The following is a 16,002-nucleotide window of genomic DNA, read 5'->3' as shown; positions in this document are numbered from 1 at the left end:
GCGGGTAAAAATGGGGGGATTACCAAGGGAGTTCTAGGCTAGCCGGTCGATTCACATAACCAGAATTAACTTTTTATATTTTAATGCTTAGCCTCTAGGTGATTTAAGTCTGAAAGCCAGGACAGCCCTATCCAAATGAAGTACAGGGGATAAAATAACAAAAACCAACACTTACCGAATTTCCACCGCAGTCCTCTGCAACCCATTTACCTCCGGTAGTTTCCAGTCAATTGGTGCCTGGCCCCGTTGCTTCAACCAGTGATTGGCTTGGGAAAAGGGCCGAGTACCGAAAAAGCCGCGGTGAGCCGAGAGGGGTGAGGGGTGCGGTGCACGCAGCACCAGATGTTTGTTGCGATCGATAAAGCCGCCTTTTTTCTGTGCGTAGCTGCCCCACAGGATAAATACCAGCCCCTCGCGCTGTTCCGCCAGCTTGTGGATCGCCACATCGGTAAACCGCTCCCAGCCACGTCCCTGGTGAGCACCTGCCCTGCTGTCTTCCACTGTCAAAGTGGCATTTAGCAGCAATACCCCCTGCTCGGCCCAGGGCTGCAGGCAACCGTGGTGTGCGGGCGCTATGCCCATATCCATGTGCAACTCCTGATAGATATTTTGCAGTGACGGCGGAATGCGCACACCGGGCAACACCGAGAAGCACAGACCATGGGCCTGGCCGCTGCCATGGTAGGGGTCCTGCCCCAGTATCACCACCTTCACCTGATCAAACGGGGTGGAATTAAACGCATTAAAAATCTGTCCACCCGGCGGATAAATCCTCTTGCCGGCTGCCTTCTCTCCTCTCAAAAACTGGCGCAACTGGGCCATGTAGGGCTGTTCAAACTCTTCCCTCAGCACAGCGTACCAGGAAGGATGAATCTTAATATTATTGGTAACCGGCATGTTTACACTCTGAGTATCTTATTTGTATGTCGCCGCAACTCCGGCACCACTGCTTCTTCAAACCAGGGCCGCTGGCGTAACCACAAGGTATTGCGTGGACTGGGATGCGGCAGGGGAAAGTAACGGGCCGGCAACGCGTCGCGAAAGCGGCACACATTCTCACTAATACTGCCATACCAGTGCGGCAGGTAGTGGCGCTGGGCGTATTGTCCCACCAACAGGGTCAGTTGCACATTGGGCAACTGCGCCAGCAGGCGCTGGTGCCAGTTGGCGGCACATTCGGGGCGCGGCGGCAAATCCCCTCTCTTTCCGCGACCCGGATAGCAAAAGCCCATTGGGATAATGGCTATGCGGGACGCATCATAAAAAGTTTCCCGATTGATCGATAGCCAACTGCGCAACCGGTTGCCGGAAGGATCATTCCACGGTATACCGCTGGCATGTACTCGGGTGCCCGGTGCCTGCCCGACAATCAACAGGCGCGCCGACGCCGCTGCCCGCAGCACGGGATTAGGGCCCAGGGGCAACTGCGCCTCGCACAGATGGCAGGCACGGATCTCCGCCAACAGTGCCGACAGTCTTTCCATCATTACCGCCTATAAACTGTCGGGAAAAGCCAGGTGCAACAACAGCGCGCGCCGGTCCCCCGGGTATTGGGCGCGTGCGGTATTATCGTTGTCGAATACCATAAAGATACCCTGCTCGTTCACAGCCACTCCCCCACCCCTGCCGCGGATAGCCACCTCGTACATCCGCTCCGGTGCTTTCTCCAATGCTCGGTAATCCAGGCACCACTCGGCTCTCAGGCTCGGCAGGGTCCTTCGGCATACTGCATGGGCATTGCCTTCCAGGGTAAAGAGCGCACCATCGAAATATGCGAGACCGGTAAGATCTTCGGGGCTGCCGCGAAAATCCAGACCCGTTACAGAGGGCAGCGAAAATACCTGCGCATCACCACCGGGGCTAAGTCTGAGCAAACCGCGGGGCTCTCGCTCAATGGCCAGCCAAAACTGGTCACCGGCTTTTACCAGCCCCTCGCTGGAAACATTAGGGGCCTGCAGGTATCCCCGCGCCTTTACTTCAGGAGACCACAGATTTTCGAGCCAGCGGGCCTCGCCCTGCCCCACTACCATCGCAATGCGGTTGTAGCGCTCGCTCAAAAGATAGATACCATTCTCACCACAGGTGATCCCTTCAAAATCCAGATCCCTGGCTGGCCGAAACAACTCCGGGATAAAGGACCAAAGACTGTGTGCTTGGCTTCTTTTCGGCACTCGTAGCCCAGAAAGCTTTAAGTAGGGCACCAGTTCAGCGCGCCCATCCATAAGCTGAATCGCATAAATCTGCTTGGACGCTCGATCGGAAACCGTGAGCAGTTTGCCGGCACAAAAGCTCAAACCGGATAGATCCAAGCCCGCACTACCATCCACCCAATAACTCGCCAACAACCTAGCGGGACTGATATCAGTGGCTATCGCCAAGGGCGACAACAGGACACAGGCTATACTAAAGAGAAGACGCTTAATCACGTTATCCCCTTTCAGTCGCGGAAATTATTGAATTGTAAGGGCTGCTCAAGCGCTGTACCTTTGAGCAGTGTGATGACCTGTTGCAGATCATCGCGCTTCTTGCCGGTAACCCGCACCTGCTCCCCTTGGATGGCCGCCTGTACCTTCAGCTTTTCATCTTTGATCAGCTTCACAATTTTCTTTGATAGGGCTTTATCGAGGCCATTTTTCAAGGTTATGCCTACCTTGACCTGCTTGCTGGACTGTTCTCTCTCACCGATATGCATGGCCAGGGGATCTATATCGCACTTCACCAGTGCACCGCGCAGCATATCCACCATCTGATCGAGTTGAATATCGGCCTCGGCACACACCATCAGGGAAAAATCACGCATTTCCACTTCAGCATCCACGCTTTTGAAGTCAAAGCGATTACTCACCATGCGGTTCACCTGATCCACGGCGTTGGTCAACTGGTGTTTGTCCACTTCAGATACTATGTCAAATGAAGGCATTAACTTCTCTGCTCCTGTTTCCAGATTTCCAGGGATAACTCCACACTGTGATCGTGGGCTGCGAAGCAAAAATGTCCATCCTGAATGGTGATGCTGAAATTCATAGTGCGCTCGACCATGTCCGCTAGTTGCGCTGTACTATGGGACGAGAGGTGAAAAACTTCAAGCTTGTCCAAGCATGCGAGCTGGCTTCCCAGTTTCTGCCATCACAACAACGCAGCACGCCCGCCAAAGCTATAAACCAAAACCCGTCCGGCTCGATTGCTGGCCTTGCGCAAACGTTCTGCTGTAGGCAGGCCTACCTCTATCCAAAGATCAATATCACCACTGGGGCTTTTCTGCCAAAGGTCCGCATCCTCAACTGATGGCAGGCCTCGGGTGAATGCCAATGATGCCGTTGCATTGTGTACGAAGGCCAGTAAACGCACCATCATACGCACATCCGTTTCTGACGGATGCCGTGCCAAAGTCAACTGATGCCGGGCATAATAATCCCGATCCAGATCAGCAATTTGCACGTTGGCCTTAAAAATCGTTGCCTTTAGCGCCATTTCTTCTACATCTTCCAGCAGTCGCCAGCAAGTGGGGTAAGGCGGACTATTCTTGGTTCATGGAAGAATAAGGCTATTCTACATGACCTCTGCTACTGGCAGCAGCCCCACAACCAGACACTGCGCACTGCCTCGTCTGCTAGCGGAAGTTTTTAGCGGCTGTGGCATCAACAAAACCTTCTTGAGTAAGAAGCCGGTAGTACTCTGGGCCCGGGTAAAAATCCCGTACCAGAGCTGCTCAGAGCAGATACCCAGCCCTGTTAAAACTTTACAGGCTTATGCGAAGGGCGGGCACAAGACCCGGCGGGTCGTTATCGAAGCCGGCAAAAAATCCAGCACCCAGCAATTTGAGATCAACCTGCTCAATAACCTCGTCAAACAACTGCAGTTTGGTGTTGTCCAGGCCCGCCTAGCATATGCCCTGATCTACTTAATATTGGTGTTAGATCGCTATCTCAACGCCAATGTAAGTCCGTCGTACTTCAGTCAGCAACCCCCATTAGAGGACACGGCGTTTCGGATCAAGCTGACAAGGCGGAATTATATCCAGACTGCCGAGCACTACAATTGGAAAAAGTGTACCACCTCAGGACATATCTGGCACCACCGATGCTTAAGCGGTCTGTCACAAGGGAAGACCTTCCTAACAACCCGAGAGCAAGCCAAGGGGTGTCCAATTACACAATGAATAGCTCCGGTCCAGTCACCCTCTCTGTAATGGCACTGCTCTTCACTTTGGCAGCACAGGCGAATATCTATTATCCCCCACTATCCGGTCACGTCGTGGACAGGGCCAAAATGCTGGCTGCTGACGAGCGATACCAACTGACTGAACTGGTCCAGCAATACGAATCTGACAGCAGCAACCAACTGGTGGTTGCCATCCTGCCAGAGCTGCATGGAATTACCATAGAGGAATACGCCCACCAGTTGGCGCGTCACTGGAAACTGGGACACAAAGGGAAACTCAACGGGGTGCTGTTTTTAGTGGCCCCCAGGGAACGTGAAGTCTGTATTGAAGTTGGTGATGGGCTGGAGTCCACCCTTACCAATGCCCTGGCCGCCAACATTATTCAGACCAAAGTACTGCCGAAGTTTCAAAGCGGCGACTTTGCCGGGGGGATTAACGCCGGAGTGCAATCCATTATCGCGGCCACCAAGAATGAGTATGTGACCGCGCCTCTGGAGACCAAGAAAGACCGGCGCATGAAAATTTTGCTCGGGCTACTTCTGATTCTAATCATGCTGCAACTGTTCGGCACTTCGATACTCAGTTCGCCGATACACGGGCGTGGCTACAAGCGCGGGCGCTTTGGCGGCTACTATGGCAGCGGCGGTTTTAGGAGTGGTTATCCTAGCCAGCGTTCCGGGGACAAATTTAGCGGAGGTGACGGCGGTTTCGGTGGTGGGGGCGCATCGGGAGGATGGTAATGCTCAGTAACAGCTATCAGCGCCAGGTTGTCGAAGCAATCAAGGAAGTTGAATCACATACCGATGCCGTGGTGATAGCAGTGATGGCACAAAAGGCAGATAATTACCTATACATTTCCACGCTGTGGGCCGCTTTCCTGGCACTATTGCTCTCTCCTCTCCTTCAATTTCTTCCCTGGTGGATCAACTTCCAACAGGCCTTTATGATCCAGTGGATTTTTTTTATTGCCCTGGCCATTCTCTTTCACTGGAGACGCATTACCATGAAACTGGTTCCCAGGAAAATAAAGTACTGGAGCGCTTCAAATCTTGCCCGGCGACAGTTTCTCGAGCAGGAATTATACAGCACGCGGAATCAACTCGGGCTTTTAATTTTTGTGTGCGAGGCAGAGCACTACGTCGAAATACTGGCAGATCGAGGTCTCGCAAAACAGATTACCAATGAAAACTGGCAGACAATCGTTGAAACCTTTATTCGTGAAATCAAGCGGGGCAAAGCTGGAGAGGCTCTACTACAGTGTATTGCCCTGTGTGGAGAATTGCTTCATGATGCCGCCCCTGCCAGCAAAGTAAAAGACGGACTACCCAATCACCTTATTCTGCTGAGTTGAGAAAAACCTAAATCCAGTCCTCACTAAAGTAATAATACATATTTATTTCTGAGATACATTTCTATATCAGAGCTACAAAGACCATTCATATACATTCACGAAACCGGGATAAGTTATTCCCTGAGCAATACTCGTCGATGTGATTTATCACGGCTTATCTATACTTCATAGAAGAACCGCTCCTGCGTTGTTACTACATTCTCATTAATCATGATTTAGGCGATAGGTTAGAGCGCCCTATGATACGATTTTTATTGCCGGTTTTACCGACCTGCCTTTTAGTTTATTCACTACACAATCACGCCAATGACGAACAAAGTGCAAAGCTGTGGTCCTATCACTGGGAAAACGATTTTTGGGTCAACGACGATGGTGACTATACTAATGGCTTTTCTTATACTTGGGGCTACAGTATAGGCAAGGAAGGCTTTAACGAAGAGAATATTCCCAACTGGATTCACCGTATAACCCGTAATACGCCTATCGCCACCATGAAAAACAAACAACGGGCAATTTCCTATAAGATAATGCAGGAAATGTACACACCTGACCACACCTCCAGAAGTGCTCTTAATACGGAGGACAGGCCCTATGCGGGCCTACTCTACTGGCAGGGCAATATGTTTGCTGGAAGCCACTTTATCAACGATCGCCTGAGTCTGCTGCTGGGTTTTGTTGGTCCACCTTCTCTAGCCAAGCAGTCACAAAAAGCCGCTCACAGCCTAATCAGAGCCAATCCCCCCAAAGGATGGAAAAATCAACTCCAAACCGAACCGATTTTCCGGCTGGAGGCCGAACGGGTCTGGCGCCTCGCCAGTACCGCCGTTGGCAGTGGTCACGAGATGGATTTTATCGCCCTTGCCCAAGGGGGAGTGGGCAACCGAAAAACTGATTTTGGTCTGGGTTTCGGGTGGCGCGTAGGTTCGGGACTGGCCAACAGTTTCCTGAACACCTCGGTGAATCCAGCCGCCAATATGAATCCAGCCATGCTACCAAAACACGGTGATTGGCATTTATTTGTCACCTGTATGGGTAATTATGTTATTCATGATATCACCCTCAATGGCAATACCTTCAGCAATAGTCACTCAGTTAAGTTGCAGCAATACCAAAGCGTTGCAACAGCAGGCGGGGCCATTCAATTTTACCATTTTACCGTTAATTTTACGCTAAGTGCTGTTTCAGATTCCTATGATGTACAACAGGTCCCTGATCAATACGGCTCATTGGCACTGACTTACCACTGGTAATAACGTGGTACATAACCCCGCTGGACGACACCCATTGCCGGCGAGAACTCAGGTGTTATCGAGCCGTAAGTGTAACCCAGGCTTCCCGGATCGCTGCTGCCGGTTGAATCAAGGAGTAAGAAGTACTGTCCCGTCCTAGAGTAAAGAATGTAGCGAGGGAAATTTGTTCCAGGCAAACGGGAAGCATGATTAGCGGAAGTTATCAAAATTACTTATGCCCGGCTCTTCACAATAGAGTTTGGAATTGAGCTGAATGAGTTGAATAATACGACTATTGTATGAACATAGCCTTTGAATTGGTAAACAGATCAAAGTCGGCTTTACCAATTTAACAGCGTCAAGTTAACGCATTATAAGGGGCGTGCTGGGAGATAGCATAAGTTAATTTTTCGTCGGGCAGCACAGTGGAATAATCGATACTGTCATACTGTTACACAAAATGCAGGGAGGTGGCCACCCAGAACTCCCCCTAGGATCCCTCCGACACCAACCGGGCCCGGCTCAAAGGGAAAATAACAGCAGCTACACAGGACGCTTAGGAAGATCGACGTGGCAGTAGTCAGGGCAGCAAAAAGAAAACCCCCGCCGCGTGGACCACTCACGCGGCGGCGATACGCACCGCAACCAGTGCCCAGGTCAATCAGTCACTGGCTTCCGGGCGCATATGTGGGAACAGCAACACATCGCGAATAGACGGGGTGTTGGTCAACAGCATCACCAGACGGTCGATACCAATACCCTCGCCAGCAGTAGGCGGCAGGCCGTACTCCAGGGCGCGTATGTAATCGGCATCATAGTGCATGGCCTCATCATCACCCGCTTCCTTCTCAACCACCTGAGCCCTGAAGCGCTCTGCCTGATCTTCCGGATCATTCAACTCAGAAAAACCATTGGCGATTTCACGGCCTCCCACAAAAAATTCGAAGCGGTCGGCCACGAAGGGATTATCGTCATTGCGACGCGCCAGCGGAGAAACCTCGGTAGGGTATTCGGTAATAAAGGTAGGCTGGTCGAGCCGATGCTCCACAGTTTTCTCAAAAATTTCGATCTGCACCTTGCCCAAGCCCCAGCTGTCTTTGAGCGGAATATCGAGTTTCTCCGCGAGAGTGCGAGCGGATTCGATATTATCAATATCCCTCGCAGTCAGCTCCGGATTGAAATGCAGGATGGAATCAAACACAGATCGACGGGCAAACGGCAGGGAAAAGTCGTAGCTGCGGCCTTGATACTCCAGCATGGTTGTATTCAGTACCTCCTCGCAAATGCCGCGCAGCATCTTTTCTGTGAGATCCATCAGGTCGTTGTAGTCCGCGTAGGCCTGGTAAAACTCAAGCATGGTGAACTCGGGGTTGTGGCGGGTAGACAGCCCCTCGTTGCGGAAGTTGCGGTTGATTTCATAAACCCGCTCGAAACCGCCCACCACCAGGCGCTTCAGATATAACTCCGGAGCAATGCGCAGATACATGTCGATATCCAGCGCATTGTGATGCGTTACAAACGGACGTGCACTGGCACCGCCGGGAATCACCTGCAGCATGGGAGTTTCCACCTCCATAAACTGCTGGCTATTCATAAACTGACGGATGTAATTAATCACCCGAGAGCGCAGGCGGAAAAGCTCGCGGGATTCCGGTGTGGCGATCAAGTCCACATAGCGCTGCCGGTATCGCAACTCCTGATCGGCAATACCGTGGAATTTTTCCGGCAGTGGGCGCAGCGCCTTGGTGAGCAGAGTGTACTCTTCGCAGTTGACGTAGAGGTCGCCTTTACCAGATTTGTGCAATGTGCCTTTTACACCGACGATATCACCGATATCCCAGGCACCGAAACGCGCTTTAATGTCTTTCTGTGCCGCCTTGTCCGCATACAACTGGATGCGGTCGGACACATCCTGGATTACCATAAAGGGACCGCGTTTCGCCAGGATACGCCCAGCTACGCATGCGCTTTTACCCAGCTCTTCCAGCTCCTCTTTCTGTTTATTGCCGAATTCAGCTTGCAGGTCGGCAGCGAGGTTCTCGCGGCGAAAACTGTTGGGGAAAGCGTTGCCCTTCTCTCGCAGGGCGGAGAGCTTGGTGCGGCGCTCGGCAATCAGTTTGTTTTCGTCTTGCTGGAAATCAGTCATGGTGGTCTATCAGTTATGTGAGTGAATTTGCCCCCCATCGCCGAAGGGCACGGTGAAGATGGAGACTTTGAATCAGAGGCCGGCTTTCAGGCTGGCTTCGATAAACTGGTCCAGATCTCCGTCCAGTACTGCCTGGCAGTTACTGGTTTGGACGCTGGTACGCAGGTCTTTGATGCGCTGATCATCCAGAACATAGGAGCGAATCTGGCTGCCCCAGCCGATATCGGCCTTGCTGTCTTCCATGGCCTGTTTTTCCGCATTGCGCTTTAGCATTGCTTGCTCGTACATTTTTGCGCGCAACATCTTCCAGGCCTTGTCGCGATTCTGGTGCTGGGAACGCTCGCTCTGGCACTGCACCACGATACCGGATTCCGTATGCGTCAAGCGTACCGCGGAGTCGGTTTTATTGACATGCTGGCCGCCGGCACCGGATGCGCGGTAGGTATCTTCACGGACCTGGGATTTATCGATTTCAATCTCGATGTTGTCTTCAATTTCGGGGGACACAAACACGGAAGAAAAAGAAGTATGGCGGCGGTTACCTGAATCAAAAGGGGATTTGCGCACTAGGCGGTGCACACCGGTTTCGGTTCGCAGCCAGCCAAAGGCATGATCCCCGGAGAAATGCACAGTGGCGCTCTTGATACCCGCCACTTCACCGGCGGACACCTCTTCCAGGGTGGCCTTGAAACCGTGAGATTCCCCCCAGCGTAAATACATGCGCAACAGCATTTCCGCCCAGTCCTGGGCCTCGGTACCACCGGACCCCGCCTGGATTTCTAGATAGGCATTGTTCTCATCGTTCTCACCGGAGAACATGCGACGGAACTCCAGGATGCCAAGCTGTTGCTGCAATCCTCCGATCTCCGCCGAGACTTCATTCACAGAGTCCTCATCATTCTCTTCAACCGCCAGCTCCAGCAGCTCGCGGCAATCGGAGATGCCGGCATCGAGATTTTCAATGGTGGCCACCACAGTTTCCAGGGAAGAGCGCTCGCGTCCCAGGGCCTGTGCGCGGTCCGGGTCGTCCCAGACACCCGGCTCTGCCAGCTCCAGTTCGACCTCGGTCAGGCGTTCTTTCTTGCTGGCATAGTCAAAGATACCCCCTGAGAACATCGGTGCGCTCTTCGAGGTCATTCAATTGATTGAGGAAGGGATTGATTTCCATGAACTCTCGGTGTTCCGGCAAAATAAAAAACGGCGCGCATTCTACCCCAGCCATAGGGGCTCTGCCAGTCAAGCGGCGGCTCGGAAGGGCCCCTGGCACATGCTTCAGCCCGACCAGGCACCGTCAGCGAAATTGCACTTTACCAAGCTCGCTACCGGCACAACTGCCTGCTATTGCGCAAGGTTGTGCAAGCTCTGCAAAGACAGTCCGGACCTGAAGCAACCGACTACCCCCAAATACCGGTTTACAGGCTGTGCTGTTGAGGTTTTATTGTCCAGTCTGGGAAGCGCTCACGTGCCTGTGGTAGAAAATACAGAGGCATTGTCCATAGCACAGAGACACCTATTCGCCGTGCTATTACCACAACCCTTTCGGCCTGACAAAGCTGTCCCCAGATCAAACCGCCAAGTGATGAACCGGCTTGCGACACAACCGGAGCCCTTTGCCATTTCTCCAAAGTAGACTGTTATAAGTACCCCGCAAAATGTGCCATAAGCCATCGGGAACAGTTAGATGACGAACTTGCAACTTGCCCCCCATTTTTGTATCTGCTAGGACACTCAAAACCTAAGCGCTATTGTCCCGGCACTCGACAGTCTGGTATTGCACCTGCTCGGCCGGGTTGTAGCCCAGTTCCAGAGTGGCCTCCAGGGCATCCATACTGACTTGGTGCAGCAGTATATCTCCTGTAGGCGCACCACACATCGAGGGGTACATTCTATCGGTGCGCATGCCACAGCGGGACGCCTGCACCGTTACACCATTTTCCTGCAGCCTCGCCAGGCTCTGCTGCATTGTCATACCGCCGCCCTCGCATTGCTTGCGACCACTTGCACGATACACCCACACCAGGACTCCGGGATCCGGCACAGTAGGCTTTGCAGCCACCTCCGTCTGGGCAGGACCTTCGGCAATCTGGGGCTCCTTCTCCACGGTCTGCTCCTCCTTAGGTTGCCCGCAAGCACTCACTGCCAACACCAATAACAGGGTAAGCAATGCAGGCACAGCGTCTCTGATCATCGAAATGTCTCCAAAATTCATCAATCTGTGGCAGCCTGACTCAGGATAGCGCCAGCCAGATTCCAACCAGCAACATCAAGCTACCAGAAACGCGGTTAATCAGGCGCACATTTTCAGCTCGCGCCAGCAATCGACTGAGCCCCTGGCCACCCCCAGCGTAAATCAGTAAACACAGGGTTTCCAGCAGCACTATGGTGGTGACCAACACAGAAAGTTGCGGCGCCAGTGGTTTGCTCTGGTTAATAAAGGGCGGCAACAGAGCTATAAAGAAAGCCCAGCCTTTTGGATTGGCTACATCGGTGACAAACCCCTGCGCCATCAGCGCTCTCGCCGAAGGCCGCGCACACGCGACACCCCGCTCCGCTTCATCCAATATGGCCAGTTGCCCCTGCGAGCGCCACATTTGCACCCCCATCCAGGCGAGATAGGCCCCACCACAATATTTCAGCACCTGGAATATTGCGGGATGCTGCATGATCAGTACCGCAGCACCAAGCACCGCTGCCAACGCCACCAGGGCCACCCCCACCAACTCCCCTGCCATCATCCAGAGGGTGTGGCGCACCCCCACAGTAATGCCCAAACTGAGTGCTAACATCATACAAAGCCCCGGGGTTACCGAGACAAAAAAACTGGCGGGAACCAAGAGTGTAAGTACTGACAGATCCATGGTATTCCCTAATGATGGGTACCGCTGTGATTCCCGTAATGACTGACCAGCATACCCGCCAACATCAGGCCACAACCGATCAACTCGGGAGTGTTGAGCACTTCATTCAGAAGCAACCAACCCGCTCCCAGTGCAAATACCGCCTCCAGGCTCATAATCACCGTAGCGTGGGAAGGTGCCGCGTAGCGCTGGGCCAGCAGCTGGAAGGTGAATGCCAGCGCAGTGGAAAAAAACATCATATAAGCGATAGGCCAGGCTGCATTCAAGGCCGACTGCAGTGTCGGCTTCTCGCTCAACAACGATGCCAGTGCCGACAGCAGACCACACACCAGGAACTGGATACAAGCAAGACGCAGTGCATCGTAGCGCTTCACCAGGTGATCGGCAGACAGTACTTGGATGGCGAACACAAAGGCGCTGGCGAATACCATCAGGTCGCCAACCAACTGCGACTCCTGGCTGAAATCCGCCAGCCAGTAAAGACCAAATAGGGCCAGGCCAGTACCCATCCAGGTCCAGCGATTGGTCTTATGCCCAAGTGACAGGCCGATCACTGGCACCAGTAGCAAGTAGAAACCGGTAATGAACCCGGCGCGACCGGCGGTGGTATACAGTAGGCTCACCTGCTGTAATGCCGCACCGAGAAACAACCAGAAACCAAGCACAGCACCACCGGGCAAGCAGGCTCTCCAGCGGTGATCGACCTGCTTGCCGCCCACTGCACCGGGCTGGACATCCCTGCGGGCGGACAGCCAGTAGACAACCGGAATCAAAATCAGGCCACCAAGGATAAAGCGCCAGGCGTTGAACGCCAGCGGTTCTATATCCGTCATGGCCATTTTTTGTGGCACAAAGGCAACACCCCAGAACAGGGCTGCCAACAACAACAGGATTTCAGCTTGGATCTGTTTGCGCTTCACGATTCCCACTTACAATCACATATTTTAATCACAGCTACGAGCAACTCCATAGATCCCGCAGCTCTCGAAAAAGGCAATCCCTATACCGCCTCCAACAAGTTCACCAACAGCTGCAGAGACTCCCGCCCGCGAAATTCATTCACGTCCAATTTGTAAGCCAGGCGCACTCTCCGCACAGCCTGTGGCCACAGACTGGTATCCACATTAAAGGCGATGGCATCGAGCACCAGCTGTGGCGCCTGCGGCGGTGACAACACCATCTTCAGGTGGCGCTCTCCCACGATGCGCTGTTGTAATAACAGGAATTCGCCATCGAAGATTGGCTCGGGAAAGGCCTGCCCCCAGGGTGCGCAGGCACGCAACAGTGTTGCAGTCTGCAAGTTATAGTCCCGGATATCCAGCTCTCCATCAGAGTCGATCACGGCATGTAGCTGGTTTTTATCGAGCCTGTTACGCACCACCAGCTCAAAAGTGGCACGAAAGACACCGAGATTTTCCGCCCGCAGGCTCAACCCTGCAGCCATGGCATGGCCACCGAATTTGCTGATCAGTTCGGGATTGGCCGCAGCCACATCACTCAGGGCATCGCGGATATGCAGGCCGGGGATGGAGCGCGCGGAACCTTTCACCAGGCCGTTGTCACCTTCGGCGAAGGCGATCACCGGGCGGTGAAACTTTTCCTTGATACGGCTGGCAAGAATACCTACCACACCCTGGTGCCAGTTGGCATCGTACAGGCACAGGCTCCAGGGGATATCCCCTTCAAGACGCAACGCTTCCAGCGCTGTCAGGGCCTCCCGCTGCATGCCCTGCTCTATCGCCTTGCGATCACGATTGAGCCTATCCAGTTCCCCCGCCAGTACACGGGCCTCATCCGTGTCACCGGTCAGGAGACAGCGAATACCGGTACCGATATCATCCAAGCGCCCGGCCGCATTGATACGAGGCCCAAGGATAAACCCAATATCGGTGGTGGACAGCCGGCGCTGGTCGCGCCCGGCCACTTCCAGCAGCGCACAAATTCCGGGGCGGCAGCGACCGGAGCGGATTCGCGCGATACCCTGGTGCACCAGTATGCGGTTATTATGATCCAGCGGTACCAGATCCGCCACAGTGCCAAGTGCCACCAGGTCGAGGTATTCGGCCATATTCGGCGGGGCGATAGCGCTCTGCTCAAACCAGCCACACGCCTGCAGGGCAGTTCGTAGGCGACTGAGTAGATAAAAAAGAACGCCAACACCGGCGAGGTGCTTACTGGGGAAGTCGCAATCCGGCTGGTTCGGGTTGACAATGGCATCCGCATCCGGCAGCTCGCTGCCCGGCAGATGGTGATCGGTCACTATCACCGTCATCCCCGCTGCCTTGGCCGCCGCCACCCCGTCGATACTACTGATACCGTTGTCCACCGTAATCAGCACATCCGGGCTAGATTCCCTGGCCACCTCGACAATTTCCGGAGTCAGCCCGTAACCAAAGTCGAAGCGGTTGGGTACCAGGAACTCCACACCCTGGGCCCCCATGGCACTGAGTGCGAGTACCCCGAGTGTACAACTGGTGGCCCCATCCGCATCGAAATCCCCAACAATCACAATTTTCTGCCGGGCCCGGACAGCCCCCAGCAGCAATGTCACGGCGGTATCCAGGCCGCGCATTGTCTCGGGTTTCTGTAACCTGGAGAGGCTGTGATCCAGGGCCTCTTCGCTGACGATGCCACGACCTAGCAGCACTCTCTGCAGGATTTTCGGCGTATCAGAAGCAAAACGGCCAGAGGAAAAATCCACTGGCCGCCGCTGAATTCTTGTACTCATTGTCTCTCAGCTAAATTCAAATCCGGCAAACAGAACCGGATACCGGTAACTAATTCCCAGCGGACAACAGGGCTGCCATATAGTCCTGCACCCGGGACAGGCTATTCGGCAGTACTTCGAGTCGCTCTTCGCGCTGCCACAGATCCTGCATATGGGCCGGCAAGGGAATTGTGGTTTGTGGCAGCGCCTGCACCACAGCCTCGGGGAATTTTGCCGGGTGCGCGGTGGATAAGCAAACCATGGGCTGTTCGGCTGAGAGACGCACCCGCCGTGCAGCCTCGACACCGATCGCGGTGTGGGGGTCGAGCAGATATCCACTGGCCGCAAACTGCTCGCGGATCACCACTACCGTACGCGTATCGTCGACCCGATAGCTGGAAAACACCTGCCGTGCTCGTGCCAGGGCCTGCTCACTCAAATGCAAAGGGGCACTGCGATCCGCCAGTAGCTCCGTTACAGCAGCGCCATTGCGCCCGTACAGATCAAACAGCAATCGCTCGAAATTGCTCGACACCATGATATCCATACTGGGTGACAGGCTGTGCACCAGGGGCTTGAGGGTGTGGTCGTTATCACTGAGACAGCGGTGCAAAATATCGTTGGTATTGGTGGCGATCACCAATTGATCAATAGGCAATCCCATCTGCCGAGCCAGGTAGCCCGCGAAAATATCACCAAAATTTCCGGTGGGCACGGAAAAGTTCACTGTCTTGTGCGGCGCGCCCAAACGCAGTGCCGCATAAAAATAGTAAACGATCTGCGCCATAATGCGCGCCCAGTTGATGGAGTTCACTGCCACCAGGCGGCGCCCGTCGGGCAGGAAAGACTGGCTGGCAAAGCTGGCCTTCACCATGTTCTGACAATCGTCGAAATTGCCCTCCAGGGCAATATTGAACACATTGTCCGCCAGTACCGTGGTCATCTGCCGGCGCTGCACTTCGGAAACCCGCTTGTGGGGATGCAGGATAAAAATATCGATATTCTCGCAGTGACGGCAGCCCTCAATCGCTGCCGAACCGGTATCTCCTGACGTGGCCCCCATCACCACCACGCGCTCACCGCGCTTCTTCAGCAAGTGGTCGAACAGCTGACCAAGAAACTGCAGGGCAAAATCCTTGAAGGCCAAAGTCGGTCCGTGAAAAAGCTCCAGTATCCATTCGTTGGTATCTGTCTGTACCAGCGGCGCCACCGCTCGGTGACGAAACGGTCGGTAAGCGCGACCGATAATCTCCCGCAGCGCTCTATCACTAAGATCCTCACCCACAAACGGCTGGATAATGCGAAATGCCAACTGCTGATAATCCAGCATCCCCATAGCGGCAATATCCGCTCGGGAAAACTGCGGCAATGTCTCCGGCATATAGAGACCACCGTCGGTGGCGAGGCCCGTGAGCACAGTATCAATAAAAGAAAGTGACGGCGCACGGCCGCGGGTACTGACATATTTCACAATCGTTTTTAGCCCCAGAATCTAGCGGGAGTTATGAACACAGGCCACCCTCAAGGGTTGGCATGACCAGGACATACT

Annotated in this window: 15 protein-coding genes and 1 pseudogene; 4 read left to right on the top strand and 12 right to left on the bottom strand. The window is 53.9% G+C overall.

The window, feature by feature from the left end:
- Nucleotides 1-171: 171 nt before the first annotated feature.
- The 5 genes and pseudogenes from ung to Q5Y71_RS13115 all read right to left on the bottom strand — a co-directional run bounded on the left by ung (nucleotide 172) and on the right by Q5Y71_RS13115 (nucleotide 3,471).
- A complete protein-coding gene (gene ung / locus Q5Y71_RS13135; protein WP_306042576.1) occupies nucleotides 172-897 on the bottom strand; it encodes a uracil-DNA glycosylase in 726 nt (241 codons plus the stop codon).
- A gap of 2 nt (nucleotides 898-899) precedes the next feature.
- Nucleotides 900-1,487: a uracil-DNA glycosylase family protein gene (locus Q5Y71_RS13130; protein WP_371877054.1), complete on the bottom strand. Its 588-nt coding sequence runs from the start codon at nucleotides 1,485-1,487 to the stop codon at nucleotides 900-902.
- A 6-nt stretch (nucleotides 1,488-1,493) separates the two neighbouring features.
- The gene (locus tag Q5Y71_RS13125; protein ID WP_306042575.1) at nucleotides 1,494-2,426 is read right to left on the bottom strand and encodes a hypothetical protein; all 933 of its coding nucleotides are present in this window, start codon (nucleotides 2,424-2,426) and stop codon (nucleotides 1,494-1,496) included.
- An 11-nt stretch (nucleotides 2,427-2,437) separates the two neighbouring features.
- A complete protein-coding gene (locus Q5Y71_RS13120; RefSeq protein WP_306042574.1) occupies nucleotides 2,438-2,920 on the bottom strand; it encodes a YajQ family cyclic di-GMP-binding protein in 483 nt (160 codons plus the stop codon).
- Nucleotides 2,920-3,471: pseudogene (locus Q5Y71_RS13115) on the bottom strand (YaeQ family protein). Before Q5Y71_RS13115 ends, Q5Y71_RS13120 begins: the two are co-directional and overlap by 1 nt.
- 82 nt (nucleotides 3,472-3,553) lie before the next feature.
- Between Q5Y71_RS13115 and Q5Y71_RS13110 the strand changes: the two are divergent.
- From Q5Y71_RS13110 to Q5Y71_RS13095, 4 genes are all read left to right on the top strand, one after another.
- Nucleotides 3,554-4,159: a LemA family protein gene (locus tag Q5Y71_RS13110; protein WP_306042573.1), complete on the top strand. Its 606-nt coding sequence runs from the start codon at nucleotides 3,554-3,556 to the stop codon at nucleotides 4,157-4,159.
- Nucleotides 4,156-4,902 carry a YgcG family protein gene (locus Q5Y71_RS13105; protein WP_306042572.1) on the top strand — a complete coding sequence of 249 codons (747 nt, stop codon included), beginning with the start codon at nucleotides 4,156-4,158 and terminating at the stop codon, nucleotides 4,900-4,902. Before Q5Y71_RS13110 ends, Q5Y71_RS13105 begins: the two co-directional genes overlap by 4 nt.
- On the top strand, nucleotides 4,902-5,513 hold the full coding sequence (locus tag Q5Y71_RS13100) for a TPM domain-containing protein (RefSeq protein WP_306042571.1): 612 nt from the start codon (nucleotides 4,902-4,904) through the stop codon (nucleotides 5,511-5,513). Before Q5Y71_RS13105 ends, Q5Y71_RS13100 begins: the two co-directional genes overlap by 1 nt.
- A 239-nt stretch (nucleotides 5,514-5,752) precedes the next feature.
- The gene (locus Q5Y71_RS13095) at nucleotides 5,753-6,763 is read left to right on the top strand and encodes a lipid A deacylase LpxR family protein (RefSeq protein ID WP_306042570.1); all 1,011 of its coding nucleotides are present in this window, start codon (nucleotides 5,753-5,755) and stop codon (nucleotides 6,761-6,763) included.
- A gap of 640 nt (nucleotides 6,764-7,403) precedes the next feature.
- Here Q5Y71_RS13095 and lysS read toward each other — a convergent pair.
- The 7 genes from lysS to thrC form a co-directional block, all read right to left on the bottom strand.
- Nucleotides 7,404-8,888 carry a lysine--tRNA ligase gene (gene lysS, locus Q5Y71_RS13090; RefSeq protein WP_306042568.1) on the bottom strand — a complete coding sequence of 495 codons (1,485 nt, stop codon included), beginning with the start codon at nucleotides 8,886-8,888 and terminating at the stop codon, nucleotides 7,404-7,406.
- 72 nt (nucleotides 8,889-8,960) lie between these two features.
- Nucleotides 8,961-10,056 (bottom strand): peptide chain release factor 2 gene (gene prfB / locus Q5Y71_RS13085; RefSeq protein ID WP_306042578.1). Its coding sequence is split into 2 segments (ribosomal slippage): nucleotides 8,961-9,983 and nucleotides 9,985-10,056, totalling 1,095 coding nucleotides; the frame shifts between segments, so codons are not numbered across the junction.
- A gap of 567 nt (nucleotides 10,057-10,623) precedes the next feature.
- Nucleotides 10,624-11,076, bottom strand: a complete 453-nt coding sequence (locus Q5Y71_RS13080; protein ID WP_306042567.1) for a hypothetical protein — start codon at nucleotides 11,074-11,076, stop codon at nucleotides 10,624-10,626.
- Between the two features lie 40 nt (nucleotides 11,077-11,116).
- The gene (locus Q5Y71_RS13075; RefSeq protein ID WP_306042566.1) at nucleotides 11,117-11,746 is read right to left on the bottom strand and encodes a LysE family translocator; all 630 of its coding nucleotides are present in this window, start codon (nucleotides 11,744-11,746) and stop codon (nucleotides 11,117-11,119) included.
- 8 nt (nucleotides 11,747-11,754) lie between these two features.
- Nucleotides 11,755-12,666 (bottom strand): DMT family transporter, encoded by a 912-nt coding sequence (locus Q5Y71_RS13070; RefSeq protein WP_306042565.1) that lies wholly within the window; start codon nucleotides 12,664-12,666, stop codon nucleotides 11,755-11,757.
- 80 nt (nucleotides 12,667-12,746) lie between these two features.
- The gene (gene recJ, locus Q5Y71_RS13065; RefSeq protein ID WP_306042564.1) at nucleotides 12,747-14,474 is read right to left on the bottom strand and encodes a single-stranded-DNA-specific exonuclease RecJ; all 1,728 of its coding nucleotides are present in this window, start codon (nucleotides 14,472-14,474) and stop codon (nucleotides 12,747-12,749) included.
- 49 nt (nucleotides 14,475-14,523) lie between these two features.
- Nucleotides 14,524-15,924, bottom strand: coding sequence for a threonine synthase (gene thrC, locus Q5Y71_RS13060; RefSeq protein ID WP_306042563.1), 1,401 nt, complete (start codon nucleotides 15,922-15,924; stop codon nucleotides 14,524-14,526).
- Nucleotides 15,925-16,002: the final 78 nt, after the last annotated feature.

The sequence above is a fragment of the Microbulbifer sp. 2205BS26-8 genome, from assembly GCF_030731025.1.
Taxonomy (GTDB): Bacteria; Pseudomonadota; Gammaproteobacteria; order Pseudomonadales; family Cellvibrionaceae; genus Microbulbifer; species Microbulbifer spongiae.
This window is presented reverse-complemented; position numbering and strand designations above follow the sequence as displayed.

Bases quoted from the DNA above. Each gene is read 5' to 3' on its own strand.
- Q5Y71_RS13100 (WP_306042571.1), top strand. From the start codon at position 4,902: ATGCTCAGTAACAGCTATCAGCGCCAGGTTGTCGAAGCAATCAAGGAA.
- Q5Y71_RS13110 (WP_306042573.1), top strand. From the start codon at position 3,554: ATGACCTCTGCTACTGGCAGCAGCCCCACAACCAGACACTGCGCACTG.
- ung (WP_306042576.1), bottom strand. From the start codon at position 897: ATGCCGGTTACCAATAATATTAAGATTCATCCTTCCTGGTACGCTGTG.
- recJ (WP_306042564.1), bottom strand. From the start codon at position 14,474: ATGAGTACAAGAATTCAGCGGCGGCCAGTGGATTTTTCCTCTGGCCGT.
- Q5Y71_RS13075 (WP_306042566.1), bottom strand. From the start codon at position 11,746: ATGGATCTGTCAGTACTTACACTCTTGGTTCCCGCCAGTTTTTTTGTC.
- lysS (WP_306042568.1), bottom strand. From the start codon at position 8,888: ATGACTGATTTCCAGCAAGACGAAAACAAACTGATTGCCGAGCGCCGC.
- Q5Y71_RS13105 (WP_306042572.1), top strand. From the start codon at position 4,156: ATGAATAGCTCCGGTCCAGTCACCCTCTCTGTAATGGCACTGCTCTTC.
- Q5Y71_RS13080 (WP_306042567.1), bottom strand. From the start codon at position 11,076: ATGATCAGAGACGCTGTGCCTGCATTGCTTACCCTGTTATTGGTGTTG.
- Q5Y71_RS13095 (WP_306042570.1), top strand. From the start codon at position 5,753: ATGATACGATTTTTATTGCCGGTTTTACCGACCTGCCTTTTAGTTTAT.
- Q5Y71_RS13130 (WP_371877054.1), bottom strand. From the start codon at position 1,487: ATGATGGAAAGACTGTCGGCACTGTTGGCGGAGATCCGTGCCTGCCAT.
- Q5Y71_RS13120 (WP_306042574.1), bottom strand. From the start codon at position 2,920: ATGCCTTCATTTGACATAGTATCTGAAGTGGACAAACACCAGTTGACC.